This is a genomic window from Actinopolymorpha pittospori, assembly GCF_014873875.1.
Taxonomy (GTDB): Bacteria; Actinomycetota; Actinomycetes; order Propionibacteriales; family Actinopolymorphaceae; genus Actinopolymorpha; species Actinopolymorpha pittospori.
Genome location: NZ_JADBEM010000001.1, coordinates 3,771,666 through 3,798,182, shown reverse-complemented (window position 1 = coordinate 3,798,182; position 26,517 = coordinate 3,771,666). Strand labels below are relative to the sequence as shown.

The following is a 26,517-nucleotide window of genomic DNA, read 5'->3' as shown; positions in this document are numbered from 1 at the left end:
TCTGAATACGGGCGATTCCGCTTGGATGCTCGCCAGCACCGCGATGGTGCTGCTGATGGTTCCCGGGCTCGCCCTGTTCTACGGCGGAATGGTGCGCTCGAAGAACCTTTTGACCATGCTCTACATGAGTTTCATCTGCATCAGTCTGGTGACGATCGTGTGGTTCGCGTACGGCTACGGACTGGCCTTCGGCAAGGACGTTGGAGGCACCGGGATAATCGGTGGGAGCCACTTCTTGCTCACGGGCATCAGCCCGGGGCAGGCGTACGAGCGGATCCCCACGTACGTCTACGCCGCCTTCCAGGCCACGTTCGCCATCATCACCGTTGCGCTGATCAGCGGCTCGATCGCAGGGCGCGCCCGTTTCGGCGCGTGGATCATTTTCGTCGTCGTCTGGATCTCCCTCGTGTACGCGCCCATCGCGCACTGGGTGTTCGCACCGTCCGGCTGGCTTTACCGATGGGGCGTGATGGACTTCGCCGGCGGTCTGGTCGTTGAGCTGAACTCAGGCATCGCCGGACTTGCCTTGGCGCTGGTCCTCGGGCGCGGGATCGGCTTCCGGCGTCACGAGGGACCCCGGCCGGGGAACATCGCCTTCGTCATGCTGGGGCTCGGGCTGCTGTGGTTTGGCTGGTTCGGCTTCAACGCCGGCTCCGCGCTCACCGACGGTGCCCTGGCCGCACGGGCGTTCGTCAGCACGTTGATCGCGGGCAGTTCGGGCATGCTGGCGTGGCGCCTGCTGGAGTGGATCCGCCTGCGGCACCTGACCAGGCTCGGATCCGCCAGCGGCGCGCTGGCCGGGCTGGTGGCCATCACGCCGTCCTGCGCGTTCGTGGACGTCGCCGGCGCATTCTTCATCGGCGCCATCGCCGCGATGGTGTGCGCGTACGCAGTGGAGATGAAGCTCGTCCTCGGTTACGACGACACGCTGGACGTGGCCGGCATCCACGGGGCGGGCGGGATCGTCGGAGTGCTGTTGCTGGGCTTCTTCGCCACCGGAGAGCTGCGCGGAACTGCTGGACTCTTCTACGGCGGCTCGGCCTCGGTACTGGGAAAGCAGGGGGTGGCGATCGTCGTTGTGGGAGTCTACGCGTTCGTCGCCACGCATGTCATCGGAACCGTGGTCGACAAGCTCTTCCGCATGCATATGACTCAGGAGGAGCAACTGCGTGGCTCGGACGAGGCCTTCCCCGAGGCGTGACGCCGCAGCGCCGTGTTCCGCGCGACCCCCACTAGTGTTGCGTGATTCTGGTTGCGTTACTTTTCGTGTTGTGGCTCGTTGACTCGGTGTGGAGCTTTCGGTGGAGCAGGACGCTGAGTTGCGGGCGTTGGTGAACAGTCGGGATGTGTCGGGGGTGCTGGCGACTCGGGCGCGGATCGTGTTGTGGCATGGGGAAGGTCGGCGTCGTAAGGACATCGCGGAGTTGGCGGGGGTGTCGTTGCCGACGGTGGATCGGTGGGTCCGCCGCCACGCCGAGCATGGCCTGGCCGGGTTGGACGATCGTGATCGGGCTGCGCCGCGGGTGCAGGTTCCACCGCGGGTGCGGGCTCGGGTGGTGGCGTTGACCAGGACTTCTCCGCCGGTGGAGACGGGGCTGTCGCACTGGTCGACCCGTGGGTTGGCTGGGTATCTGAAGCGGGTCGAGGGGATCTGTGTGTCGTGGAGCTATGTGGCTCGGGTGTGGCGGGAGGAAGGCCTCGCACCGCACCGGCATGCCACGTTCAAGTTGTCCAAGGATCCCGCGTTCGCGGAGAAGGTCTCCGATGTGGTCGGGTTGTATCTGGACCCGCCCGGTGGTGCGGTGGTGCTCTCCATCGATGAGAAGACACAGATCCAGGCGTTGGACCGGACCCAGCCGCTACTGCCGTTGGACTTCGGCGTGACCGAGAAACGCACCCACGACTATGTGCGGCACGGTGTCACGAACCTGTTCGCCGCTTTGGATGTGGGCACCGGCCAGGTCGTCGGGGAGTGCAGGCCGACCCGGGACGGGGTGAACTTCCTGGCCTTCTTGAAGAAGGCCGTCAAACCTCATGCGGGCAAGGACATTCATGTCGTGTTGGACAACCTGTCCACCCACACCACGCCAGAGGTGGAAGCCTGGCTGGAGGAGAATCCGCACGTCAGGTTCCACTTCACCCCGGTCGGATCGAGCTGGATCAACCAGATCGAGACGTGGTTCGGGATCCTGACCCGCCAGTCGATCCGCCGCGGCACCTTCACCTCGGTGAACGTGCTGATCAAACAGATCAAGGACTACATCGACACCTGGAACATCGACGCGAAGCCGTTCGCCTGGACCGCCACCAGCGAAGAGATCCTCGCCAAGGTCCGCCTCGTCCAGACCAACATCAAGAAACTCGTCGACAACAACGCGAAATAACACAACCAGAATCACGCAACACTAGGCTAGGACTAGGTATCGCTGGCATCGCAGGCACCTTGACGGCCACCGCACTGCCACCGCTCATTACCGAGCCCTTGCGTCGCAGGGCGACGAAGTAAGAGCAGCTACGCACACGGCGACTCGACATCTACAGCGAGCTTCTCAAGGTCAGCGCCCGTTTCGTGGACAACGCGGGTACGTGGTCAGCGATCCCGATCGCGGAGCTTCCGGAGACAGACCCCGACGAGCTAGTGTGTCGTAATTAAAAGTGCTTTACTTGGGCTTGTAGTTGTTGGCGACCAGCTTCACGTAGTCGCGGTCGAGCATGGCTACTTTCTCAAGGATCTGATCGGCTGTCGCTGTCCACTCGAACGGCTCGGCGTCTTCGTTCCAGTGGTCGATGTAGTTCTCGATATGGCGGATCAGCTCGGCGAGGGATTTGAAGGAGCCGCGGCGGATGGATTGCCGGGTGATGATGCCGAACCATGTTTCGATCTGGTTGATCCAGGAGCTACCTTTCGGCGTGAAGTGGAACTTCACGTTGGGGTGTTTGGCCAGCCATTCGTTGACGTCGCCGTTGTTGTGAGTTTTGAGGTTGTCGAGGACTACGTGGATTTCTTGCTCTGCCGGGTACCGTTTGACCAGTCGTTCCATGAAGCGTAGGAACTCTTTGGTCCGCTTTCGGTGGAAGGTTTGTCCGGTGATTTTTCCGGTGAGCACCTCAAGGGCGGCGAACAGGTTCGTGGTGCCGTGGCGGACGTAGTCGTGGGTGCGCTTCTCGGTCTTGTCGAAGCTGATCGGCAGTAGCGGCTGGGTCCGGTCCAGAGCCTGGACCTGCGTCTTCTCGTCGAAGCTGAGCACCACCGCACCCTCGGGCGGATCGAGGTAAAGGCCTACGACGTCGACCACTTTGGTCGCGAACTCCGGGTCGGTGGAGGTCTTGAACGTGCCCTGCCGATGTGGCTTCAAGCCGTGCTCACGCCACAATTCGGCGACGAAGTTGTGCGAGACGCTGATACCTTCACGGCGTCTCAGATACTTGGCCATCTCATAGCTCGACCAGTGCGTCAGCCCCGTTTCTTTCGGCGGGCCGAGCTTCGTTAACGCCACAATCCGCGACCGCACCGAATCAGACACAGAACGAGGCCTGCCAGTCGACGTACGGTCGTCTAACCCCGCTACGCCGGCCTCTTCGAATCGGTCCACCCACTTATACACCGTCGGCTTCGACGCTCCGAAGCGCCTCGCAATATCCGCGGCACTCTCACCATCGAACCACGCCAGCACCATCTGTGCCCGCATCGACACCGAGCCGTCGTACCCGACAGACACAACCGACTCCAACTCGCTACGCCGCTCCTCCGTAAGCTGCTGCATACCAAAATTGTTTCACAAGCACCATTGAAAGTAAAGTGAATTCAATTACATGACACTAGATAGCCTTCTCGCCCGGGCACGGGTCGTCGCAGGCAAGGATGTCTACAAGCGCCTCCGGGAGTTGAAGGTACAGGACTTCAACGGGTGACTCTTTAGGGCGCGGGCACACGCCCGAATCCTCCACGAGCATGGCCACTACGACGACGAGTGGGCGATAAAGCAACGCTTGGAGCTGGCGGGCGTCGCGATGAATATCCGGGCGGCTCACAACGGCCTCGAGGCGACCATCCGGGGAGAGTTCGTGTGAGCGACGCCACGAGACTCCTCCGCGCACCATCAGCCGCGCGTTAGGACGGCCGCGTGCCCCCTCAGTGGCTGCTCTGGCGCGCCTCGGCCAATGCAGCATCAATACGCCGGCGGGCAGCGCTCTCTTCGCCGTCGATGCAGTGGGCATAGATATCAAGAAGGACCTTGAGGCTGTGGCCAGCCCATTCCGCAACCTGAGCGGCTCCGACGCCTGCGTTGAGCCATGTGCTTACCGCTGCATGCCTCAGGTCGTACGGCCGCCTTCCTAGGGGCGACCTGGCCTGCGCAGGAGTGAGGACAGCCTCCCGGGCCTTTCGCCAGGCACGTTCGTAGGTGCTGGAGTCCGGCTGCCGTCCCTGGCGCACTCCCCGGAAGAGTCGCCCATCCTGGTCCACTCCGAAGCGCTGGAGGTGCGCACGCAGCAGCGCCGTCAGCTGCGGCGGGCACGGCACGGTCCGGCCGTCGCCGACGCCCCGGTGTTTCAGCTGACGACGCTCGCGGGACTCACCGTTGTTGGTCCACGCGGAGCCCGCATCTGGGGCCGCATGATCGAGGTGGATCTCTCCCCATCCGACCGCAGGCAGGTCGAGGTTCGGCATTCGGAGTTCGACCGCCTCCTCGGGGCGGAGGCCGGCGTAGTACATCGCTCCGAAGAAGGCTTCAGTCGCGGCCCGCTCGGCTTCAACTCCCCCACTGCCTCCAGCAACGCCGCCGCCTGGGCGGGGTTCAGGACGCTGCGCTTGTCGACCGTCGCTCGGGCCTTTGAGGAGCGTGCTCACGTCGCGCTGACCACCTCCGTATATTCCGATCCGGGAAGCGAGGAAGTATGACCGGCGTCAGCGTTGACCTGGACCTCCAGGCCGAAGGTGAGCCCGAAAAGGAGTTCCATCCCGGAATCGCCTCACGCTTGCCGAGGAAACGAACCGCTGGAGGAACCCTCATCAGGGATCAGGCCGGGCGAATCTTCTTCGTCGACCCTACCTACAAGCCCACGCTTGAAATCCCAGGCGGAATCGCGGAAGAGAATGAGTCCCCGTGGGATGCGTGTCGCAGGGAAGTCAATGAGGAAATCGGCCTAGACCTCGCAACCGGCGCACTGCTCATCGTCGACTGGATCCCCGCTCACGGCATATGGGGCGACGGGCTAATGTTCATCTTCGATGGCGGCGTGCTCGACAGCGACCAGGCCCAGGGCCTCTCGGCCCGTGACGGCGAAGTCCGGGACCTCGAGTTCTTGACGATCGACGAAGCCAGCCCTCGGCTACGGCCATCTATGGTCAGGCGCCTGATATCCGCGGTCGACGCCCTGCACGCCGGGCCGACCTATGCGCACTTCGGGCGTGCCGTTTTGTAAGCCCCCTCGCAGACGGCTGAGCGATCCGATCATCGCCTTGCCGGAGCGCCCAGGACCAGGAGCCTTCCGATGTCCCCGCCCCACTCCCGCAGGGGGGCAGCTGGCGAGATCAAGGGTGGCCTCACCAGAGCAGTCACCCAGCATGTCGGATCGACGGCACTGTGCGCAGCCGCCACCTACAGGCCTCTGCAGCGCAACACTCGTCCGGATGAAGGAGAGCCGCGAGGTGATCGCATGGAGAGGGAAGCGCAGGCCTGCCGGCTATTGCCCTAGTCGTTGCCGTAGTCGGGCTCCATGAAGTCCTCAAAATCGCCGACGCCGGTGAACTCGACTGGGAGCTTGGCCTCCTCGATGAGTTCGTAACTGTCCAATACCAAATGGCATGTTGGGCAACTAAAGTGCTCCGATCCAACACTGAGGTCCATCCAGACCTCATAGTCATCATCATCTACACGCTCAAAGTGTGGCTCAGCGTCCTGTACTTCATCGCCCTCCAGAACACCGACTGCTTGACACGCAGGGCACTCCTGGTCAGCCCGGTGATCTAAGCCTCAATCCGTGGACCGGGTGAGTGGGCCTCGGCGCGGTAGCAGGGAAAGTGCCTTCTGGATCGGGAGAATCTGGAGTGTCTAGGTCCTGATCCAACCCGATCCAAAAGGCACTGAGAGTGAAACTACCGTATGGGTGGTCGCGGGCCACGCCGGTGTTCGATGATCAGAATCTGGTGTCGTGTGCGGGGTTGGTGCCGGTGATGGCGCTGGCGGAGCGGGCGGGCCTGTCGGAGCTGGTGGGCGAGCGGGTCGCGATCACGGAGACGACGGTGGCTTCGGCGGCGGCCAACCCGGCGGGCAAGCTGGCCTCGATCATCGCGGGGATGGCCGCGGGCGCGGATTGTATCGATGATCTGGATGTGATCCGCTCGGGTGGGATGCGTCGGCTGTTTGGTGGGGTGTATGCGCCGGCGACGCTTGGCCAGTTTCTGCGGGAGTTCACCCACGGCCACTGCATGCAGTTGGCCTCGGTCGCGCGGGCTCATCTGGTCAACCTTGTTCAGGCCAGCGGGTTGTTGCCGGGTATCGAGGATCGGGTGTTCATCGATATCGACTCGTTGTTGCGCCCGGTGTATGGGCGGGCCAAGCAGACATCCCATGGCGAAATATTGTCAAGCGGCGGCGGTGTGGGTGTGGTGTGACCAGGCGGCCGCTTCGTCGTAGACGGTGCCGGTCTTGAGGCAGCCGTGCAGGATGCCCACGAGGCGGTTGGCGAGTTGACGCAGTGCGGCGCGGTGGCCGGTCCCGCGCCGGCGGAGTTCGTCGTAGTAGGAGCGGGCGCCTGGCGAGCCGGTCAGGGCGCTGAACGCTTGCTGGCCGAGTGCATCGATCAGTCTGTTGTTGTGGACGTAACGCGCGAGGACGGTCTTCTTCTTGCCCGAGGCGCGGGTGATCGGGCTTGTGCCGGCGTAGTTCTTGCGGGAGCGGGCGTCGGCGTAGCGGTGGTCATCGTCTCCGAATTCGGCAAGCACCCGGGCGCCGAGGATGGGGCCCATGCCGGGCTGGCTGAGGTAGATTTCAGCGTCCGGGTGCTGACCAAAATGGGCTTCGACCTGCGCTCCCATCGTCTTGATCTGCGCGTTGAGGGTGCCGATGACGGCGACCTGCGCACGGACCGTGGCCGCGTAGGCGGTCGTCACCGCGGCGGGCTGACGCAGCTGCTCAGTGCGCGGCGCCGCGCGGATCACCCGGGCCTTGTCGCTGGCGTGGTGTCGATGGGCATGCTTGAGCGCCGCGCTGATCTGCGCGATGGTGAGCCGCGCCGCCGCATCAGGATCGGGGGCTTTGGCAAGCAGCTCAAGGGCATCGGCGGCAGTCAGATCATCGAAGGCCTGCAACGCCGCGGGGAAGAACTCCCGCAGCACGTTACGTAGCCGTTGCGCATGCCTAGTGCGTTCCCAGATCAGGCTCTTGTGGGCGCGGGCCACCACCTTCACCGCTTCGGCCTGGTCGCTGTCACCGGCGACCGAACGCAGCTGATGAGAGTCGGTGCGGACCATGTCGGCGAGGGCGTGTGCGTCCGCGGCGTCGCTCTTGGCACCGGAGACACTCTGCCGCTCGCGGTAACGAGCGACCTGCAGCGGATTGATCGCGAACACCCGGTAGCCCGCGGCGATCAACGCGAGCACCCACGGACCACGGTCGGTCTCGATACCGACCACGACCTGGTCGGCCTCGTCCTCGTCCAGGTGCTGGGCGACCAACTCATGCAACTGAGCGACGCCGGCCAACCCCTCGGTGAAGCGGGCCTTGGCCAACCGCCGGCCCGTCTCGTCTTGCACCTCGATGTCGTGGTGGTCCTCGGCCCAGTCGTCTCCGACGAACAGCAACCCCGTTCTCCGTTCTTCCGTGTCCCGCACAACGATCAGGTTGACGTAGCCCGCGGAAGAACCACCAGCACCCTAATGATCAAGTGCTCACGCCTATGAGCAGCGGGCACGACATCCCATCAGCGGTCGACTCTTCCGACCACCGGCAAGGGGCACGATCTGCTTGTAGGACTCCCGAGATCCAGGGCGGGAGAGTGCTCACCTGCCAGCGGCTACCAAGCACCGAGTCTGCCTCAACGACGAACCCGGTAGCTCTCATTAGCCTCGGCTATTCACGTGGGTCGGCGGCACGGGGTCTAAATGCGGCGGAGTGCCTTGCCTGTAAGGAAGAATCGGTGTTTGAGGACAACGATCTTTCTCGCAGAAAGGCACTCCGTAGGTGAAGCGTAGCAAGGGTTCGTCGGGTGGGAAGAAGGCACGCCGAGGCAAGGATGGTTCGGCTGGCGGCAGGGGTGGCATGGCTGGGCCACGGCTTCGGGTCAGCTCGGATGGGCACGGGTTGGCCTCGCATGCGGGTGTGTCGATGCTGCGCGAGCTCGCTGAGTTCGTGGGTCTGACCAGGTTCGTCACCCAGGCGTTGGCTGACACGTATCGGGGCCCGTGGCTTCACTCCCCGGGGCAGGTGTTCGCTGATCAGGCGTGTGCGATCGCCGATGGGGCGACGTCGACGTCGGGGATCGCGGTGTTGCGGGACCGCCCGCAACTGCACGGGGCGGTGGCCAGTCAGCCGACCGTGTGGCGGCTGGTCGACAGGATCGATGAACAGCATCTGGGGCTGGTGCGCCAGGCGCGGGCGAAGGCGCGTGAGCGGGCCTGGCAGGCGGGAGCGGCCCCGGACCTGGAGGCCACCGGTGGGTATCTGCACATCGACTTCGATGCCACGATCACCATCGCTCACAGCGAGAAGTCCGGCGCTGCACCGACCTGGAAGAAGAGCTTCGGGTTCCATCCGCTGCACTCCTATCTGGACCGGCCCGAGATCTCCGGCGGGGAGTCGCTGGCTGGGATCCTTCGGCCCGGAAACGCCGGGTCGAACACCATCGCCGACCACAAGACACTGCTGGACCTGACCCTTGAAGCGCTCCCGGAGTCCTACCGGCCTGGCGTCGACGGTGCGCCGGAGATCCTGCTTCGCAATGGACCGCGCCTCGGCACGTCTCGTACGAGCTCGTTCCACCCCGGCAAGCGCAGCATCTGAATTTGAGTCAACACCCACTGATTCAGTGCGGATGCGTGACAACGCGAAGACCTTCGGCCGCAGCCGGAACGACTGCACGCCTCCGCACACCGCCCCAGCAAGAGCGAGGACCGTGCCCACCGCTCCGGCGACCCCAGATTCTTCTTCAGGGTTGTTCGAAGACGGATCCAGCGAAATGAAGAGGTACGCAAGCGCCGACAGGCAGCCCAGTACCAACGTCCAGTAGAGCAGGTCCCGTCGCCGAAACTTCACCCACGCGTGCAAGGTGGGCACCCAAGCAAGGGCCCCACCCGAGATGATGGGCATCAGAGCCCACCACATCGTGCGGTCCCGATACCACGGTGACCTGACCGGCTCAGGCGGCGCGGCCGACGCTCCAGGTCGGGGTGGCCCTTGGTCCGGGTGAGTCGAAGATGTCACAGGGATTTCCTACCATCCCCCGCCGACAGTTGTGAGGAATCTCGACAAATCTGATCACCAAGACCCGGCAGGGGTCAGCGCTGCGCAACTACCTGCCGTAAAGCTCGCAACGGCGGGGTTGCAACTCGACCGCAGTCATGTGGGCACCTTCGGGCAAGCCCAAGGACGTTGCCGGACCCCGGAGCCTGGCTCGACCACCTCATGGCCGCGGAGGCCGACCTACTTCGTCACCCATGCCTCGCCAAACCGACGCGTCGACGTAGTTGTCGACGAGCGTGTTACACCGGCGGCCCTGTACTGGCTAGTCTGCAGAAACTTCTTAAGGTCAGCGCGTCGCCGCCTATTTTCCCTTCCTTTCTCAGGAGTCTCGGGCGCCCTCCCGTCGGCGGGCCCGGAGGGGACAGCTCCGCACGCCGGACACGGGCTCGGTCGAGTCCGCTGCTCCTACCTGCCGAAGTGGCGGACGCCGTCGTTGCCGCACTGCTCAGGTTCTCGCCACTTATGCGTCGTGTACTGCAGAGCAGCGACCCGACCCCCTGGCGAGCGGCTGGCTAGGGTTGATACGAAGGCCGCGACGCTACTGCGCCTCCCGTCCGGTGGTTATCCCCCTTCGAGGCCAAGCCCAAGATCCCAAGGTCAGCCAGGCCCGGGGGCGTCGAGGACTGCTTCCGGGGCTGTGGTGTGGCTGCCCCAGGTGGTGCAGGCAGCCGACCCGTTGTGCGGGACGGCGACCACCCCTCTGTGTCAAGCTCGAGTGAGGCAAGATCAGTGCTTGATACGTTGTTTTGAGGGCGAGTGAGGAGTCGTCTCTACGGTGAGTTCGAATGATGAGCGGGTGCCTGACCCGGAGGTTCCTGCGAAGGCGGCGACGCGGAGGTACTCGGCGTCCTACAAGGCGAAGATCCTGGCGGAGTACGAGACGTTGGACAAGGCCGGCAAGGGGGCTCTGTTGCGTCGGGAGGGCTTGTATTCATCGCTGATCTCGGCGTGGCGGGACCAGCGAGATGCCGCTGGGTTGGCGGCGCTGGCCAAGCCGGCGGGGCGTCCACAGGCTGATCCGAAGGAGCGGGAGAACGCCAGGCTGCGTAAGGAAAACGAGCGTCTGCAGGCGGAACTGGACAAGGCACGCAAGGTCATCGACGTTCAGGGAAAGCTCTCCGCGCTGTTGGGTCAGCTCGCGACCGACAGCCCGAACAGCGGGAGCGAGCCCACGCCATGATCGATGAAGCGATCATCGAACTCGAGCCGTTGGTGGGCACCCGTGCCGCCTGCGCGGCCACTGGCCGTGCGCAGGCCACCCACTACCGGCGTCACCGCAAGAGCCCCGCCCCCACGCGCCCGCCACGCACGCGCAAGCCGCAGCCCAGGGCGCTGAGCCGGGCCGAGCGGGACCAGGTGCGGGCGGTGCGCTCAACAGCGAAGAGCATGTGGACAAGGCGCCCGCGGCCGTCTACCACGAGCTGCTCGACTCCGGTGTCTACCTGGCGTCGACCTCGACGATGTACCGGATCCTGCGCGCGCACGGCGAGGTAGGCGAGCGCCGCCGCCAGGCAGTGCATCCCGCGCGGGTCAAGCCCGAACTCCTGGCCACCCGGCCGAACACCTGCTGGTCATGGGACAGTGCGCCACGAGCGCGGAGAGGGGCTCTGATGTAGGCAGGGCTGCTTGATGTGGTGCTGTGCAGGAGATGGAGGATTGCTGACCCTCCGGCGTCGCTTTTCGGGGAGAGATGTCAAGCCACCTCACGCTGCGTTGGCTGAAGACCATCGTGGTGAGCGGTGAGGAAAAGGCCCGAGTAAACGGGTAAGGCGGGGACCAGGAAGACGAACGTGAGTGAACCGCTGACGAGGCACCGAAAGACAAGGATGACATCGAAACCGAGGCAGTGTCCCAGCTTCGGGATGAGCCTGGCGGGAGCCCGAGTATTGGCCAGGCGGTGTCCGGTGTGAAGGCGGCGTGATCCTGGTCTGCGGCTTCTGCATGGAACGTGGGAGAGCGAGCGCCGAAACCGTCCGCAACCTGCCGCTACAGCGGTGGGAGGCGGCGAGAGGGAGTGCATCCAAGGCTGCCGCTGGAAGATGCTGAGTACCGTTGCGGCGCTGGCTGGCGGACCGGCTCGTAGTAGTGGAGAAGCCCCTGTAATGGGGGTGGAGCGAAGGGGCCGGCTCATCGTTGACCTGTCGCTTGAGCAACTGGCAGGGCAGACCGGGTGGTCTGTCTGGGCCGGGAGGACGAGAGAGGGCATGTCAGGTTCGGACGGCAAGTCGTTTGTGATTCCCAAGCAGCGAGTGTGGGAGGCGTATCGAAGGGTCGCGGCGAACAAAGGCGCCGCCGGGGTGGATGGGCAGTCGATCGAGGACTTCGAGAAGGACCTGCGGAACAACCTCTACAGGATCTGGAATCGAATGTCGTCGGGGACCTACTTTCCGCCACCGGTGCTTCAGGTGGACATCCCCAAAGCCGACGGTGGGACCCGGACCCTCGGGTTGCCGACGGTGGCCGACCGGGTGGCGCAGACGGTGGTCGCGATGACGCTGGAGCCCCGAACCGAGTCGATCTTTGTGAACGACTCATACGGGTACCGGCCGGGTAAGTCGGCGCTGGATGCGGTGGGCGCGTGCCGCCAACGGTGCTGGAAGAAGAGCTGGGTGATCGACCTCGATCTTCAGAAATTCTTCGATACGGTGCCGTGGGAACTGATGGTCAAGGCGGTGCGGGCCAACATCACTCAGGAGCAGCGGTGGGTGCTGCTGTATGTGCGGCGCTGGCTGGCCGCGCCGATGCAGACCCACGACGGAGCCGTGATCGAGCGAGACCGAGGAACCCCGCAAGGGTCAGCGGTCTCGCCGGTGCTCGCCAATCTGTTCATGCACTATGCATTCGACACGTGGCTGGCGCGCGAATTCCCGACGGTGGAGTTCGAACGTTATGCCGACGACGCAATCGTGCACTGTGCCACCAAGCGGCAGGCCGAAGCGGTCCTGGCCGCGCTGAAAGAGCGGACGGAACAGGTCGGCGTCCGGCTGCATCCGGACAAGACCAAGATTGCGTATTGCAAGGACGAGAGTCGGCGAGGCGATCATGAACACACCTCGTTCGTCTTTCTGGGGTACGAGTTCCGGGCACGATCGTTGAAAGGCAAGGACGGGCGAATGCACGTCAGATTCACGCCTGCGGTCAGCCCGAAAGCTCTCAAGGCAATGGGAGGGGTGGTCCGCTCTTGGCGGCTCCACCTGCGCACAGGAACAGACCTGAACGAACTGGCCAAACAGATCAACCCGATCGTGGCGGGCTGGATGAACTACTACGGCCGATACAACAGGTCGGAGATATATCCCCTGCTACGACGCATCAACACCTACCTGATGCGATGGGCGCGACGGAAGTACAAGCGGTTGCGTGCCTGGAAACGCCTGTGGCGCTGGTGGTCCGGGATCGTCGCTCGAGATCCGGGGCTGTTCAGGCACTGGTCATGGGAGCGCATGTCGTCTGGGTATCGATGAGAAGAGCGGAGTGAGCCGAGAGGTTCACGCTCCGTTCTGTGGGAGCCCCGGGGTGAAACTCCTCGGGGCCACCCGACTCACCAAGCTGCTCGGCCCCGCCAAGTGGACCTACTACCACCTGTACGTGATCCTCGACATCTACAGCCGCTACGTGGTCGGCTGGCTGATCGCCGAACGCGAGTCCGCCGTCCTGGCCGAGAAGCTACTGGCCGACACGATCGCCAAACACGGCATCGACCGTGAGCAGTTGACCGTCCACGCCGACAACGGCTCCGCCATGGCATCCAAGCCCGTGGCGTTCCTGCTCGCCGACCTCGGCGTGACCAAGACTCATTCCCGACCCCACCTCGAACGACAATCCCTACTCCGAGGCGCAGTTCCGCACCCTGAAGTACCGGCCCGACTTCCCCGACAGGTTCGGCTCGATCGCCGACGCTCGCGCGTTCTGCCAACGCTTCTTCACCTGGTACAACACGAAGCACTACCACTCCGGCATCGGCTGGCACCACCCCATCGACGTCCACTACGAACACGCCGAGACCCTCCGCGCCGGCCGCGCCCAGGTGCTCACCGCCGCTCTCACCCGCCACCCCGAACGGTTCGTCCGCAAGCCTCCCGAACCACCCGCCCTACCAACATCAGCATGGATCAACAAACCCAGCCAGGAACCACCAGCTAACTCAATGAATCCCTAACCGACCCGCCTCAAAACCTTGACACGCACCGCACCTGCTGGGTGTTGGCGAGCGGGTGTATCAGTGCGAAGGTCGCGGTCACGTTGGTCAGAACCACACGCAGCATGCAGCGATACAGCCCGCCATGGCCGACCAGGACGGTCACACCGCTCATCGCCGTGACCTGCTCGACGAAAGGTGCGAAGCGATGCTTGATGTCGCGGTAGCTCTCTCCGCCACCGACTCGGCGGTCCCACTCGCCAGCGAGCGTCCACGTGTTGAGCACCTCTTCGTACTCGCGCCAGTGCGCGGGGTCGTCGCTGCCCTCATACGCACCCACGTCGTACTCACACAGCGCCTCGGCCGGTCCGACCTCGACATCCAGCCGCCGGCTCAGGATCTGCGCGGTCTGCACCGCGCGCAGCAGCGGGCTCGTGTAGATGCGGGCCACGGAGGCGCCCGCGAGCCGGCGAGCGAGCTCCAACGCCTGGCCACGGCCATTGGCGGTGAGCCCGTGCTTCGTACCGCGGTTGGAGAAGACGTGGAGCAGGTTCGCTTCGCTCTCGCCATGCCGCACAAAGATGAGTCGCGTCATGCTCCATTCTGTGTGGCAACGTGGCCCCCCGGCGTCGATACCGGTGCGAACCGGACCAGCCGGAGAGAGCTCAAGGCTGAAGCACCTGGCGTTCGGCCCATAGCCGTGGCGTCTCGCGAACCACAGGTCAACCCCACAGGCCGGGACCGGGTGCGTGGTCGTCGTACACCAGAAGCATCCGCACCCTTGACTCGCACAGCCCCGTCGCCCCGAGGCAGCGACGCTGGGTCCGCCGCAGAATCCGCACAACCCGCAGAACCGCATCCGCACCGACATCTCCCCCGGTCAGCGGCCTCGTGCGCTCGGTACCGGCCGTCGCCGCAGAACGCCGCGGAAACCCCGCAGAAACCCCCAAGCGCCGCGGCGGCACGCACCCCCGACCACCTATGGGTGCAGCACAGCCGCCACCATCAACATCCCAGCGAGCACCTCCAAACGGTGCCGCATATACGCCGCGCCGCGCCGAATCTCGCCGATCCACGACCTGCCGCAGGCGCCTGACCTGCACGAACCCCGAGCCGACAAATCGAGCCGACGGTCCGCACACCGTCACCTCCAAAGCCCCTCCACCAGAACGGCCCCGGACCTGTTTGTGCAGGTCAGGGGCCGTTCGTACTGGTGTGGCAGGTACTGGATTCGAACCAGTGTAGGCGAAGCCGACGGTTTTACAGACCGCTCCCTTTGGCCACTCGGGCAACCTGCCGGGTGCTGCCTTGCAGCAGCGAGTTGAGAGGATAGCGCAGACGCGCACCGGTCTGCGTACCCGGCCGGTCCGTCCCATGCAGCTACGTACGAAGGGAGCCCGGATGGCCGCCGAATCGTCGTTCGACATCGTGAGCAAGGTCGATCGTCAGGAGGCCGACAACGCCCTCAACCAGGCAACGCGTGAGATCGCACAGAGGTTCGACTTCAAGGGTACCGACGCCGAGATCCGGTGGTCCGGCGAACTCGGCGTGGAGATCGCCGCCAACTCCGAGGAGCGCGCGAAGGCCGTCCTCGACGTGTTCAAGGAGAAGCTGGTCAAACGGGGCGTATCGCTGCGCAACCTGAAGGACGACGAACCGAAGCAGTCCGGCAAGGACTACCGGATCTCGGCAACCTTCGAGCAGGGCATCTCCCAGGAGAACGCCAAGAAGGTCGCCAAGATCGTCCGGGACGAGGGCCCCAAGGGAGTGAAGGTCCAGGTCCAGGGCGACGAGCTGCGGGTGACGAGCAAGAAGCGTGACGACCTCCAGGACGTCATCCAGCTCCTCAAGGGCAAGGACCTCGACGTCGCCCTTCAGTTCGTCAACTACCGCTGACGTCGACGATTACTGGGGTCGACGACTTCTGAGGTCGACCGCCGACGTCGGTGAGGCCGTCCGCCCGTGGCCCCGGCGGGACGACCGAGTGAGCCAGCCGCTGGTGACGCCCTGACCGCGGCCAGACCCGCGGCGGTAGGTGCGTCGTGAGGGCGTGAGGCGCGGGGACCGTGGCGAGACCATCCGCTGGGCGGGGGGAACACAGGGCCGAGGGCGTCCCGGAGTTCAGCCCTGTCCGCGCCCGCCACGGCCCGCGCCGCCACCACCGAAGCCGCCGAGACCCCGGGCGCCGCCACTGCCGCCGGCGCCACCCGCACCTGCCGCCCGGGCCCCGCCCGCCACACGAGTGCGGAGGTTGGCCGCACCACCGTCCGGCGGCGGGAGCTCGAGGTCGGCGAGGACGACCTGGGTACCGGTCGCGAGGCCGGACCTGATCTGGGTACGGGCAGGCCCGACGGTGCCGGTCTGGACGAGGGTGCGCGACGGCGCCCCCTTCTTCAGGACCGACACGACGTGGACGCTGCCGACGGTTCGTACGGCCGAGGTCGGCACGGTCAGGACCTGTGCCGTTCGCCCGGTGAGGACGGCGACGGTCACCGACGCCCCGACCGGTAGCGCCGTGGCACTCCGGTCGATTGCCACGGTCACGGTGTACGACGTGGAGCCGGCGCTGGTGTCCGGGTTCAGCGTGTCGACGCTGCCGACCGTCGCGCTCAGGCTCCGTGAGGTACCGGTCGGCGTCACCTTCGCGGCCATCCCCGCTCGTACGCCGCTCACCTCGGTGTCGCTGACCGTCATCGTCGCGACCTGCGCTCCCGGCGCGACGATCACCACGGCCGCGGACGAGGACGTGACCTGCTCCCCCACCTTCGTACCGACGCTCGCCACCGTCCCGGCGATGGGCGCCGTGATCTCGGCCTGCGTACGGTCCTGCTCGGCGGCGGTCGACGCGGCCTCGGCCGCGTCGATGTCGGCCTGGTCGGCGGCGAGCTGTTCGGGGGACGCGGGTTCGCCACGACCGGCCTGCCCACCCGACCCGATGGTCCCCGAGACACCCGGCGACGTGGTGCGGGCTCCGCCCGACTGGGGCTGGGCGTCGGTGGATCCTCCGACGTGGCCCGCCGTTCCGGACGGGGAGTCCGACGTCGTACCGCCACCGTGGGACGTACTGGCCATCAGTGCGGTGAGTGCGCTGGCGAGGGCGATTTCGGCCTGCCCGAGTTGGTGCTGGGCCTTGGCGGTGTCAGCCTGCGCCGCCATCACCGCCTGGATCGCCGCGTCACAGGCCGCGGTGTCGCGCCCTGGGCCGTCCGTGGGCGACGGCGAAGAGGTGGGCGAGGGCGTCGGCGTCGGCGTCGGCGTCGGGGAGGTCGTGGGTGTCGGCGAGGTCGTCGGCGTCGGGGCGGTTGTGGGTGTCGGCGACCCGGTCGGGGTCGGCGTGGGCGTGGGTGTCGGCGAGTCCGTCGGCTGGACCGTGGCGGTCGTGGGTGTCGGCGACGCGGTCGGGGACGTCGTTCCCCGCGTACGGGTGAAGACCGTCGGCGCGACGTGCCTGTTCCCCCGCGAATCCGGCGGTGGCGGAGGGGGATCGCCGGCCCGGGACACCGCGCACGCCTCCTGCTCGGAGCGCAGGGCCGCACCGGATCGAGCCAGCCCCTGGTCGACCGCACGCTGAGCAGCGAGGACGGCGGCCTGCTGGCGGGCCAGCGCGCGCGAGGCGTCCGGCGTACCCGAGGATCCGTGGGAGGACCGGCCCGCCGACCCGCCACCAGCCGAAGCGGCCGGCGCTCCGCCCGACGAGCCGCTCGCGCCACCGGCGGAGTCGGCCGCGTTCTGGCTCGCCTCGTCCGCGGCCAGCCGCGCCTTCGCCGACGCGAGCGTCTCCTGTGCGGAGGTCACCGCGGCGTCGAGGGACGAGGTGTCCAACCTGGCGAGGGCCTGCCCAGCCGTGACCTGCTGGCCCTGCTGGACGGCGACGCTGGCCACGGTTCCCGACATCGGGAAGCTGACGTCGGCCCGGCCGGAGGGTGCGACCGTCCCAGGCTTGGACAGCCACTGCTCGACGTCACCGATCGTCGCGGTGGCCAGCCGGTAGCGCGGCTGGTCGGGGCCGGTCGCCGCGCGGGCGGCGACGACACCACCCGCGATGACGGCCAGGACGAGAACTCCGGCGGCGACCCCCCGCCAGGGTGCCCGGCGTCGGGCCCGCGTCTCAGCCATTGCCGCCGCCCATGCCGCGGCGGAACCCGCCGGCCGGCACGCAGCCCTGTGGTCCGGCCTGGCGCAGGCTGATGGCGGTCGCGGCGACGGTACCGGTGTCGTCCGCCTTCCCCACCGCGGTCGCACACGTCCCGACGGCGAGGGCCTTCGCGGTCGCCGGCTCCGTCCGGGTCACGGTAGTCGTACTGGTCGTACGTACCGTCTGGTTCCCGGGAGTCGCACCACCGCGCGCTTCCCGCGCGACGACGAAGCTGGTGCCGGACACCGAGACCACCCGGCCGACCGCCAGTCCGCCGAACCCGCCGAACCGCCCGTTGCCACCCGCGCCACCAGGGCGAGCGGTCCCGGTCGGGCGTGGGCGGACGGTGCGCATCCGTGGCCCGGCGGTCGGTCGGGCACCGCCCCGGTCGAAGCCGCCGCTCGCCGCGCAGGCACCAGAGGCGTCGGCCGTGCCGACGATCGTGACCGCGGTGGCGGTGAAGGGACCGTCGGCGGGTGCCGCGGCACCGCCGGAACCAGCACCGGAATCGGCACCTCCGGACCCGGCACCGGCACGCCCGCCCGGCCGCCGCCCTGCCGCGATCGCCTGGACGCAGTCGCCGGCGGCGACGCTGCTCACGCTCGCCTCGACGGTCCGGGAGAACCGGGTGGACGCCGAGAAGGTGACGGTCACCTGCCCGAACGACGGGTTCTGCACCTCGATGCGGTCCGTTTCCACCGCGGCGACGGTCCCCGAGGTGCCCGGGGCGCGCTGCATGCCGCCCGGTCCACGGTTCGGACCGCCCCGGCCGACCGGAGTCGCGGAGGGCGTGGCCGACGGCGCGGTCGCGGTGGTCGTACCGCCGGATCCCGAGCAGCCGACCAGAGCGACGGTGGCCGCGGCGAGGAGGACGGGGATGGCGGAGAGGCGGAGTCGGTGCATGGTGCGCGTTCCGTCCTGGGTAGCGGCCCGCCTGGTCGGGGCCGAGTTGGCAGAAGCAGGAATGGAGGCAGGAGTGGAGGCAGGAGTCGACGACATGTCACTCGCTGCGCAGAGCGTCGATCGGGGCCAACCGGGCGGCACGGCTCGCGGGGTAGACGCCGAAAGCGACCCCGATCCCGACGGCGACCGCGAGCGCGCCGACCGCCGCGGCCGGGCTGATCGTCACCGGGTTCGAGATCACCCGCGGGAGCAGTAGGGCGCCCACGACGCCGAGTCCGAGGCCGAGCAGGCCACCTACCAGCCCGAGCACACTGGACTCGACGAGGAACTGGCGCCGGATCGCCCGCGGCGTGGCGCCGAGCGCCTTGCGCAGGCCGATCTCGCGGAGCCGTTCGGTGACCGAGACCAGCATGATGTTCATGACGCCGATGCCGCCGACGAGAAGCGAGATGGCGGCGATCCCGCCGAGCAGGACGGTCAGCGTCCGCGCGATCGAGTTGGCCGTGCTCAGCAGCGACTGCTGCGTCGCGATGGTGTAGTCGGCCGAGGTGGGATCGGTCGTCCGGTGCAGGGCGGCGAGTTCGGCGTCGATCTCCTGGTACGCCGCCGAGATGAGGTCGGCGCCGTGCGCCTGTACGTAGATCGTCTGCACCGAGCCAGCCGTCGCGCCGCCGACGAGCCGCGCGGATGCGGTCGAGATGGGGATGACGGCCTGGTCGTCCTCGTTGCTCGCGGCCGAGGAACCCGCGCTCGCGAGTACGCCGACCACGGTGAACGGGATGCCGTTGACGGTGACGGACTGTCCCACCGGGTCGCGCGGGCCGAACAGCTCCGTCGCAGTCGAGGAGCCGAGCACGGTGACCGCTCCCCCGTCACTGACGTCCTGCGGGGTGAGGAACCGACCGGACGACACGGTACGCGCCCGCACCGACAGCCAGTCGGGCGTCGTGCCGACGATGGTCGTGGTCCAGTTCGTCGAGCCGGCGACGAGGTCCTCGCGACGTTGGACGATGGGCGCGACGGCCTTCACGTCCGGCGCGACGGTGGGGTCGGCGAGCGCTTCGGCGTCGGCCTGGGTCAGGGTCGAGGCTGAGCCGAGCCCGCCTCGTACGCCACCGGTCGTCGTACTGCCCGGCGTCACGATGAGCAGGTTGCTGCCGAGCGCGTCGACCTGGGCGCTGATCGTCGTCTGGGCACCCAGGCCGAGCCCGACCGTGAGGATCACCGCCGCGATTCCGATCAGGATGCCGAGGACGGTCAGGGTCGAGCGCAGCCGGTGCGTGCGGACCGCCTCCAGGCCGGTTCGCAGGGTCTCGAGCCAGTTCACGGCGTCCCCGCGATCGCCGAGTCGTGGAGTACGCCGTCGCGGATGCGCAGGATGCGGGCCGCGGCCCGCGCGACGTCCGCCTCGTGCGTGATCAGGATGATCGTGCGTCCGCTCGCGTGCAGCTCACTCAGGAGTGCGAGGACGTCTTCGCTGGACCGGCTGTCCAGGTTTCCGGTCGGCTCGTCGGCGAGGATGAGGTCGGGATCACCGACCAGCGCCCGCGCGACCGCGACCCGTTGCTGCTGGCCGCCGGAGAGTTCACCCGGCCGGTGGTCGACCCGCTGCGCGAGCCCGACCCGGGCGAGTGCCCGCATCGCCCGCTCCCGGCGTTCGGCGCGGCCGACTCCGGCGTAGGTCAACGGCAACTCGACGTTGCGCCAGGCCGGCAACGAGGGGAGCAGGTTGAACTGCTGGAAGACGAAGCCGATCCGGCGGTTGCGTACTTCCGCCAACTCGGTCTCACCCATCCGGCTCACGTCCTGCCCGGCCAGGAGGTAGCGGCCGCTGGTCGGTACGTCGAGGCAGCCGAGGATGTGCATGAGCGTCGACTTGCCCGACCCGGACGGGCCCATGATCGCCACGTAGTCGCCGGTCGGGATCTCCAGGGAGATGCCGCGGAGGGCCTCCACCTCGAGGGCGCCTCGGCGGTAGGTCTTCGCGACGTCGCGCAGGGCGATGACAGGCGTGTCGTACGGCGTGCTCACTGGCCACCGCCCCCGCCGCCCTGACCGCCCTGGCCGCCGCCGAACCCGCCGCCACCAGCGCGACCGCCGAAGCCACCGGCTCCACCGCCCGGGCCACCCCCACCGGCCCGGCCACCGAAGCCACCCTGGCCACCGAAGCCACCGCCCCCGGCGCGGCCACCGAAGCCGGTCGTGCCGCCGCCGGCGCCGCCCGTGCCCGAACCCCGCGCCGGCGCGCTCACCTCCACCTGGTCGCCGGCCTTCAGTCCGGAGGTGATCTGGACCCGTCCGGCGTCGACCGCGCCCACGGTGACCTTCTGGGTGACGTGCTTCCCGTCGCGAACGACGGTGACCGTCGTACCGCCGGCGGAGTAGTGGACAGCCGAGGCGGGAACGGCGAGCACGTCGGAGAGTTGCTTGACGGTGATCGAGACCTGCGCGCTCGCGCCCGGAAGGAGTCCGCCCGGCGTGCCGGTGACCTCGATCGACACCGGGTACGCCGCGGTCTCCGCGCCACTGGCCGGAAGTAGGCCGACGCTCGACACCAGGCCGTAGACCGGCGTGCTCGCGCCGTTCGGCGTGATGACCGCCTGCAGGCCCTCCTTGAGCTGGCCGACCACCGTGTCGTCGACGGTGGCCTGCACCGTCCAGTGGGTCGTGTCGACGACGACGACCTGTGCGGACGACGAGGCCGCGGAGGACGACGAGGCCGCGGCGTTCGAACCGGTGCCGCCGGCGCCACCGGTACCGCCGGCCGTCCCGGTCGAACCACGCCCGGCGGACCCGGACCCGCCCGATCCACCGCCCGACCCGCCGGAGCCGGAGACCTGTTGCCCGACGGTGAGGTCGACCGAGGCGACCGTCCCGGTGATCGGTGAGGTGAGGGTCGCGGCGTCCATCGCCGCCTCAGCGTCGTCCACCTGGCTCTGCGCGGCCGTGACGGCGGCTCGGTCGGCGGCGACCTGGGCGTCGGACTCGCCGTTGTCGAGGTCCGCGGTGACCCGCGCCTGGTCGCCGGCGAGGGTCGCCTTGGCGGAGGCGAGTTGCGCCGCGAGGGTCGCCGAGGACACCGTGGCGAGCCGCGCGCCCTTGTTGACGTGTTGGCCCTCGCGTACCGAGACCGCGGTCACCTTGCCGCCGACCTCGAAGGCGAGGTCGGCGCGGTTGGTGGGTTCGAGCGTGCCGCTCGCGGCGACGGTCTGCCGGAACGTCGTGGGGCTGGCCGTCACCATCCGCGTGGTCGCGGCCGGTGCGGGGTCGCCACTGTCCCGGGTGGCCGCCCACACAGCGCCACCGGCTATCACGACGACTACGACGACGAGTACCGGAACGACGACCCGGCGTACCGGCCGGCCTCTGACTCTGGACCGCACGACTTCCTCCTGGCGGCCCCGCCCGCGCGCGGCCGGTGACAGTGTGGAAGTCGTGGCTGAGATTTGGCTGACGGGAAGCTAGGAATCAGCTGGAAATTGGTCCGACGATTCCGGATCAGCGTTCGTAGCCGGCGAGGTCCTCGAGACGGGCGATCCGCTTCCGGGTCGGCGGGTGGGTGGCGAAGAGGCGGACCAACCCTCTCGCCCGGAACGGGCTCGCGATCATCAGGGCGGCGGTGCTGCGCAACTCCGGCGCCGCGGGAAGCGGGTGCTCCCGGGTCGCCAACTCGAGCTTGCGCAGGGCGTTGGCGAGCGCCAGCGGATCGCCGGTGACCCGGGCGGAGACGATGTCGGCGTCGTACTCCCGCGACCTGGTGACGGCCAGTTGCAGCAGGGACGCCGCGACCGGGCCCAGGACCAGCATGGCGAGGGCGGTGACCGGGGAGCCGTCGCCGTCGTCGCCGTCGTCCGCGCGCCCGAACGGCAACAGCCACGCGAACTGCGCGACGTACATGATCATGCTCGCCAGCGCGGCGGCCACCGACGAGACCAGGATGTCGCGGTTGGCCACGTGGCCGAGTTCGTGCCCGAGGACGGCGCGAAGCTCCCGGCGATCGAGCAGGGCGAGCAGCCCTTCGGTGACACAGACCGTCGAGTGGCGTGGGTTTCGCCCGGTGGTGAAGGCGTTCGGCGTCGGGGTGGGTGAGACGCAGACGGCGGGAATCGGCAGCCGCATCGTGGTGGAGAGTTCCCGCACCATCCGGCACAGCTCCGGATGGTCCGCCTCACTGACGGGGTAGGCGCGCATCGCCCGCAGCGCCATCCGGTCGCTCCAGAAGTAGGCGGCCGCGTTCATCGCGACGGCGAGGAACAACGCGACCGTGAGACCGGCCCGCCCGCCGAGCGATCGCCCGACGATGAGAACCAGCCCCGAGAGCACGGCGAGTATGACCGTGGTCTTGAGCTGGTTGCGGTGGCACTGCGAGCGGTCGTGCATACGTAGCGAGGACCTCCACCGTGAGAACGCCGTCACTGGGGTCGGCGTTCCCTCACCTCGATGGCTTACAGGGTTACAGCTCCTCCGCCACCATCCCTTCGAGGTAGGCGGCGATCACCTCCGGCCGACCGCCCGCGCGCAGGCCGAGGTAGCCGTCCGGCCGGACGAGGAGGACGCTCCCGCCGCGACTACCGAGCGTGTGGCGCGCCTCGCCGTGGCTGTCGAGGAGCGTGACGCCGGGTATGGCGGAGCCGACCGAGCCACCGCCGATCACCTCACCCTGGACGCCGGACCCGAACCGGCGTACGACCGCGGCGACCGCCTCCGCCGCGACGGACCCCAGCCCGAGGGCGGTCCAGTGGGTGCCGCGAAGAATCTCGAAGAGCCGGATCTCGCGAGCGGCCCGGACACTCCAGAGCCGGATGTCGGGCACCCGGTCACCGGCGCGCAGGAGTACCCGCTTGCCACCGAGTTCCTGACTCAGACCCGAACCGCGGTAGTGCAGGTCGAGTTGGGCCTGTCCGCCCAGTTCGGCGTACCACCGGCGCCCCCACCTGCGAGCGCCGAGCGGCAGCCGGGGCCGGTGCCGTGGATACGACGCGGACGGACCTGAGCCGGACGACCCGGCTTCGTGGGCCTGGCGTTCCGGCTCGTAGGAGTCGAGGACGACGTCCTCGCCGGCCCGGATGGCGGCGGCGAGCTTCCAGCCGAGGTTGTAGGCGTCCTGGATGCCGGCGTCGACGCCGCGTGGGAGGGACCGGTCACCGACGGCGTCTCCCGCGAGGAACACCCGACCCTGGCGGTACGACGCGGAGCCCAGGTCAGCGTCGTACCGGGCGGGGTAGGCCGTCAGGAACTGCGTGCCGACGATGCGTACGTCGTCGCGGCCGGTGCGCTGCTGGAACAGCTCCTGGCACTGGGTCAGGGTGGGCGCCCGGTGGCTCGCGTCCGGTACGCCGTCGGCGCGGAACCACCAGGTGTCCTCGGCCGGCAGCGGCGCCAGCATGATCCCCTCGGTCCAGACGTGCAGCGTGTCCTCGCGCGGTAGGCCGTCGACACGCACCTCGCCGACGTACACCGCGGGCCCGGAGGAGGCGGAGCCGTTGGCGGTGGTCAGCGCGGTGGTGCCCGGGGCGCCGGTCGCGGGGAGGGTGGTCGCCGGTACGTCGGCCAGGACGACGTACGCCGCGCGCACCCGGAGTTCGCCGGACCCGCCGTCTTCGGGGGCCATCCGGACGGTGACGCCCGAGTCGTCCTGCTCCCAGGCACGCACGTCGAGACCGACCTCGACCTTGACGCCACCGGCGGCGAGCGACTCCCGCAGTACCCGCTCCACCTGCCGGGTGGCGATCGCCAGCGACCGGCTGTAACGCCGGCCCGCCCGGCGCCGCCGGCTGGACCGGTCGCTGCCGGCCGGCAGGTGGGTCACCTCGCGGCGCCCGGCGTACATCCGCAGCCCCTGGCCGAGGGAACCGAAGCGGAGGAGTTCGTCGACCACGCCGAGGTCGTCGAAGATCTCCAGGCTGCGGGGCCCGAGCCCTCGGCTGGGCGAACGCATCGGGGCCGAGAACGCCGGGTCCACGATGCGGACGTCGATCCCACGCCTGACCAGGTCGAGTGCTGCGGTGAGCCCGGTCGGTCCGGCGCCGAGGACGAGGACCTCACACCCGACGGCTCCCTGCGTGTCTACCACGCCGGCAAGCTTCTCCCGGCACCCTTCGACGGGCAAGCCCTGGCGTTGGCGATCACGGCCACGACGGGCGCCGGTGACGCCGCGCTCACAGCGACGTCGGCAGGTGCCGGAGGACGTCGATGGCGAGGTTCGGGGCGACCGACAGGACGAGCGCGAGCACGGCGAGGACGACCACCGCGAGTCGCGCCGGCCAGGGATCCAGGGTGACGCCGGACGCCGCGGCGGGCGTCCCGCCGTTGCCGGAACTGGCCACCGAACCCGCGACCGCGCCGGCCCTCGCCCCGGTAACCGTTCCGGCACGGGTGCCGTTGTCGGCCACCGCGGCGGCACCCTCCTCCGACCTCGCCGGCAGGAAGAGCAACGCGGTCCAGTACAGGTAGTAGGCGAGGGCGATCACGACGTTGACCGCCATCACCACCGCGAGCCACCCCGCCCCGCCGTCGATGGCGGCGCGGAAGAGCACGACCTTCCCGAACAGCCCGAGCACGCCGGGTGGCAGGCCGGCCAGCGCGAGCAGGAAGAACCCGAGCGCCGCCGCACGCAGCGGCTGCCGCCAGAACAACCCTCGGTAGTCGTCGAGGAACCTGCCCCGTCCGGGACCCGCGACGCCGAGCGCGACCACGGAGAACGCGCCGAGGTTGATCACGGCGTAGATGAGGAGGTACGCCACGGTGGCGGCGAGCACGCCGTTCCCACCGCCCGTGCCGAGCGGGACGAGCAGGTAGCCCGCCTGGGCCACGCTCGACCAGGCGAGCAGCCGGACGGCGTTGCGTTGCCGCAGCGCGACGAGGTTGCCCAGCGTCATCGTCAGGGCGGCGAGGACGCCGACCACCGGATCCCACACGTCGGCGTACGACGGGAACGCGATGCTCACCACCAGCAGCAGCCCCACGAACCCGGCCGCCTTCGACACCACCGACAGGTAGGCGGCGACCGGTATCGGCGCGCCGACGTAGGTGTCGGGCACCCAGAAGTGGAACGGCACCGCGGCGACCTTGAACGCCAGTCCGACCAGGGTCAGCACCACACCGACACCCGCGACCGCCGCCATGCCGTCCCCGGTCAGGGTGGCGAGACCCCCCGACCGCAGCACGGCGGCGATCCGGTCGAGGTAGACCGTGCCGGTCGCGCCGTAGACGAACGAGACGCCGAACAGCATCACGGCCACGGACACGACGGACACGAGGAAGAACTTCAGCGCCGCCTCGGCCCCCCGCCCGTCGCCTCGGCGGAGTCCGACCAGCGCGAACGCCGGTAGCGACACGACCTCCAGCGCCACCACGAGGGTGATGAGGTCGCGGGCCCCGGCCAGCGTCATCGCGCCGGTCACCGAGGCGAGCAGCAGGAAGTGGTACTCCCCCGGCGGGACGCCGGCACCGAGCGTGCCTGTCGCCGGACGGTCGGCACGCGCACCCTTGCGGCCCGCGCTGAGCAGGACCACCAGAGCGGCCCCACCGGCCGCGATGAGTTGGAAGACCAGGGTGAGGGAGTCGACGACGTAGGAGCAGGCCGCCGGTGGCTCCAGCGTCCCGCCCGCGCAGAAGACGCCGCGCGGCCCCGACTCCGCCGCGAGCGGCACCAGCAGGCCCAACCCCACCAGGAGCCCGAGCAGGGACAACCACGGCGCGAGGCCGCGCCGGCGGACGGGAAGGAACGCGTCGACCACGAGCACCACGAGCGCGGTCACCGCCACCGCGAGCGGCGGCCCGATCGCGAGCCAGTCGACGGGCTGGACGGAACTCACCGCCGCGACGAGATCCCGCGCGGGGAGTTCCGAGCCGATTCCGGAGACCATGCCGCTCACCCG

19 protein-coding genes, 1 tRNA gene and 3 pseudogenes are annotated in these 26,517 nt (G+C 68.3%); 10 read left to right on the top strand and 13 right to left on the bottom strand.

Going from position 1 to position 26,517, the window contains the following annotated elements:
• The first annotated feature begins 25 nt into the window (after positions 1 to 25).
• Together HEB94_RS18010 and HEB94_RS18005 are read left to right on the top strand one after the other, a co-directional pair.
• Positions 26 to 1,201: an ammonium transporter gene (locus HEB94_RS18010; RefSeq protein WP_202896402.1), complete on the top strand. Its 1,176-nt coding sequence runs from the start codon at positions 26 to 28 to the stop codon at positions 1,199 to 1,201.
• Between the two features lie 100 nt (positions 1,202 to 1,301).
• Positions 1,302 to 2,384: an IS630 family transposase gene (locus tag HEB94_RS18005; protein WP_202896401.1), complete on the top strand. Its 1,083-nt coding sequence runs from the start codon at positions 1,302 to 1,304 to the stop codon at positions 2,382 to 2,384.
• 276 nt (positions 2,385 to 2,660) lie between these two features.
• Here the strand turns inward: HEB94_RS18005 and HEB94_RS18000 are convergent, their stop codons facing one another.
• Together HEB94_RS18000 and HEB94_RS54615 are read right to left on the bottom strand one after the other, a co-directional pair.
• Positions 2,661 to 3,764 (bottom strand): IS630 family transposase, encoded by a 1,104-nt coding sequence (locus tag HEB94_RS18000; protein ID WP_192750965.1) that lies wholly within the window; start codon positions 3,762 to 3,764, stop codon positions 2,661 to 2,663.
• 368 nt (positions 3,765 to 4,132) lie between these two features.
• Positions 4,133 to 4,714: a tyrosine-type recombinase/integrase gene (locus tag HEB94_RS54615; protein WP_202897259.1), complete on the bottom strand. Its 582-nt coding sequence runs from the start codon at positions 4,712 to 4,714 to the stop codon at positions 4,133 to 4,135.
• 182 nt (positions 4,715 to 4,896) lie between these two features.
• Here HEB94_RS54615 and HEB94_RS17990 point away from each other — a divergent pair, with 182 nt between their 5' ends.
• Positions 4,897 to 5,424, top strand: a complete 528-nt coding sequence (locus HEB94_RS17990; protein WP_192750964.1) for an NUDIX domain-containing protein — start codon at positions 4,897 to 4,899, stop codon at positions 5,422 to 5,424.
• A gap of 703 nt (positions 5,425 to 6,127) precedes the next feature.
• Positions 6,128 to 6,616, top strand: a complete 489-nt coding sequence (locus HEB94_RS17985; RefSeq protein ID WP_420481534.1) for a hypothetical protein — start codon at positions 6,128 to 6,130, stop codon at positions 6,614 to 6,616.
• Here HEB94_RS17985 and HEB94_RS17980 read toward each other — a convergent pair.
• A complete protein-coding gene (locus tag HEB94_RS17980; RefSeq protein WP_192750963.1) occupies positions 6,587 to 7,804 on the bottom strand; it encodes an IS110 family RNA-guided transposase in 1,218 nt (405 codons plus the stop codon). The two genes, HEB94_RS17985 and HEB94_RS17980, sit on opposite strands and share 30 nt — an antisense overlap.
• Before the next feature lie 457 nt (positions 7,805 to 8,261).
• Between HEB94_RS17980 and HEB94_RS17975 the strand changes: the two are divergent.
• The 5 genes and pseudogenes from HEB94_RS17975 to HEB94_RS17955 form a co-directional block, all read left to right on the top strand.
• Positions 8,262 to 8,939: pseudogene (locus tag HEB94_RS17975) on the top strand (transposase); the annotation flags it as partial.
• Between the two features lie 1,297 nt (positions 8,940 to 10,236).
• Positions 10,237 to 10,641: a transposase gene (locus HEB94_RS17970; protein WP_202896400.1), complete on the top strand. Its 405-nt coding sequence runs from the start codon at positions 10,237 to 10,239 to the stop codon at positions 10,639 to 10,641.
• A 232-nt stretch (positions 10,642 to 10,873) separates the two neighbouring features.
• Positions 10,874 to 11,041: pseudogene (locus tag HEB94_RS54610) on the top strand (IS3-like element IS1141 family transposase); the annotation flags it as partial.
• A gap of 624 nt (positions 11,042 to 11,665) precedes the next feature.
• A complete protein-coding gene (gene ltrA / locus HEB94_RS17960) occupies positions 11,666 to 12,925 on the top strand; it encodes a group II intron reverse transcriptase/maturase (RefSeq protein WP_192750960.1) in 1,260 nt (419 codons plus the stop codon).
• 76 nt (positions 12,926 to 13,001) lie between these two features.
• Positions 13,002 to 13,620 (top strand): annotated as a pseudogene (locus HEB94_RS17955) (transposase); the annotation flags it as partial.
• A 10-nt stretch (positions 13,621 to 13,630) separates the two neighbouring features.
• On the opposite strand, the gene HEB94_RS17950 reads toward HEB94_RS17955, so the two are convergent.
• The gene (locus HEB94_RS17950; protein WP_192750958.1) at positions 13,631 to 14,194 is read right to left on the bottom strand and encodes a histidine phosphatase family protein; all 564 of its coding nucleotides are present in this window, start codon (positions 14,192 to 14,194) and stop codon (positions 13,631 to 13,633) included.
• A 621-nt stretch (positions 14,195 to 14,815) separates the two neighbouring features.
• Positions 14,816 to 14,897 (bottom strand) — tRNA-Tyr (locus tag HEB94_RS17945).
• A 103-nt stretch (positions 14,898 to 15,000) separates the two neighbouring features.
• Between HEB94_RS17945 and HEB94_RS17940 the strand changes: the two genes are divergently transcribed.
• Positions 15,001 to 15,495, top strand: a complete 495-nt coding sequence (locus tag HEB94_RS17940) for a YajQ family cyclic di-GMP-binding protein (RefSeq protein WP_192756522.1) — start codon at positions 15,001 to 15,003, stop codon at positions 15,493 to 15,495.
• Positions 15,496 to 15,720: 225 nt separating this feature from the next.
• Here HEB94_RS17940 and HEB94_RS17935 read toward each other — a convergent pair whose 3' ends face one another.
• From HEB94_RS17935 to HEB94_RS17900, 8 genes are all read right to left on the bottom strand, one after another.
• The gene (locus HEB94_RS17935; protein WP_192750957.1) at positions 15,721 to 17,715 is read right to left on the bottom strand and encodes an efflux RND transporter periplasmic adaptor subunit; all 1,995 of its coding nucleotides are present in this window, start codon (positions 17,713 to 17,715) and stop codon (positions 15,721 to 15,723) included.
• Entirely contained in the window at positions 17,708 to 18,637 is a 930-nt protein-coding gene (locus HEB94_RS17930) for a DUF5666 domain-containing protein (protein WP_192750956.1), read from the bottom strand. Before HEB94_RS17930 ends, HEB94_RS17935 begins: the two co-directional genes overlap by 8 nt.
• Before the next feature lie 97 nt (positions 18,638 to 18,734).
• Entirely contained in the window at positions 18,735 to 19,964 is a 1,230-nt protein-coding gene (locus HEB94_RS17925) for an ABC transporter permease (protein WP_192750955.1), read from the bottom strand.
• Complete coding sequence (locus tag HEB94_RS17920; protein ID WP_192750954.1) at positions 19,961 to 20,668, bottom strand: ATP-binding cassette domain-containing protein; 708 nt, start codon at positions 20,666 to 20,668, stop codon at positions 19,961 to 19,963. The genes HEB94_RS17925 and HEB94_RS17920 overlap by 4 nt, the downstream gene beginning before the upstream one ends.
• Positions 20,665 to 22,020, bottom strand: coding sequence for a permuted SH3 domain-containing protein (locus HEB94_RS17915; RefSeq protein WP_192750953.1), 1,356 nt, complete (start codon positions 22,018 to 22,020; stop codon positions 20,665 to 20,667). The genes HEB94_RS17920 and HEB94_RS17915 overlap by 4 nt, the downstream gene beginning before the upstream one ends.
• Before the next feature lie 115 nt (positions 22,021 to 22,135).
• Positions 22,136 to 23,017, bottom strand: a complete 882-nt coding sequence (locus HEB94_RS17910) for a M48 family metalloprotease (RefSeq protein ID WP_192750952.1) — start codon at positions 23,015 to 23,017, stop codon at positions 22,136 to 22,138.
• A 73-nt stretch (positions 23,018 to 23,090) separates the two neighbouring features.
• The gene (locus HEB94_RS17905; RefSeq protein WP_192750951.1) at positions 23,091 to 24,710 is read right to left on the bottom strand and encodes an FAD-dependent monooxygenase; all 1,620 of its coding nucleotides are present in this window, start codon (positions 24,708 to 24,710) and stop codon (positions 23,091 to 23,093) included.
• An 85-nt stretch (positions 24,711 to 24,795) separates the two neighbouring features.
• Positions 24,796 to 26,505 (bottom strand): NADH-quinone oxidoreductase subunit N, encoded by a 1,710-nt coding sequence (locus HEB94_RS17900; RefSeq protein WP_192756521.1) that lies wholly within the window; start codon positions 26,503 to 26,505, stop codon positions 24,796 to 24,798.
• Positions 26,506 to 26,517 lie beyond the last annotated feature (12 nt).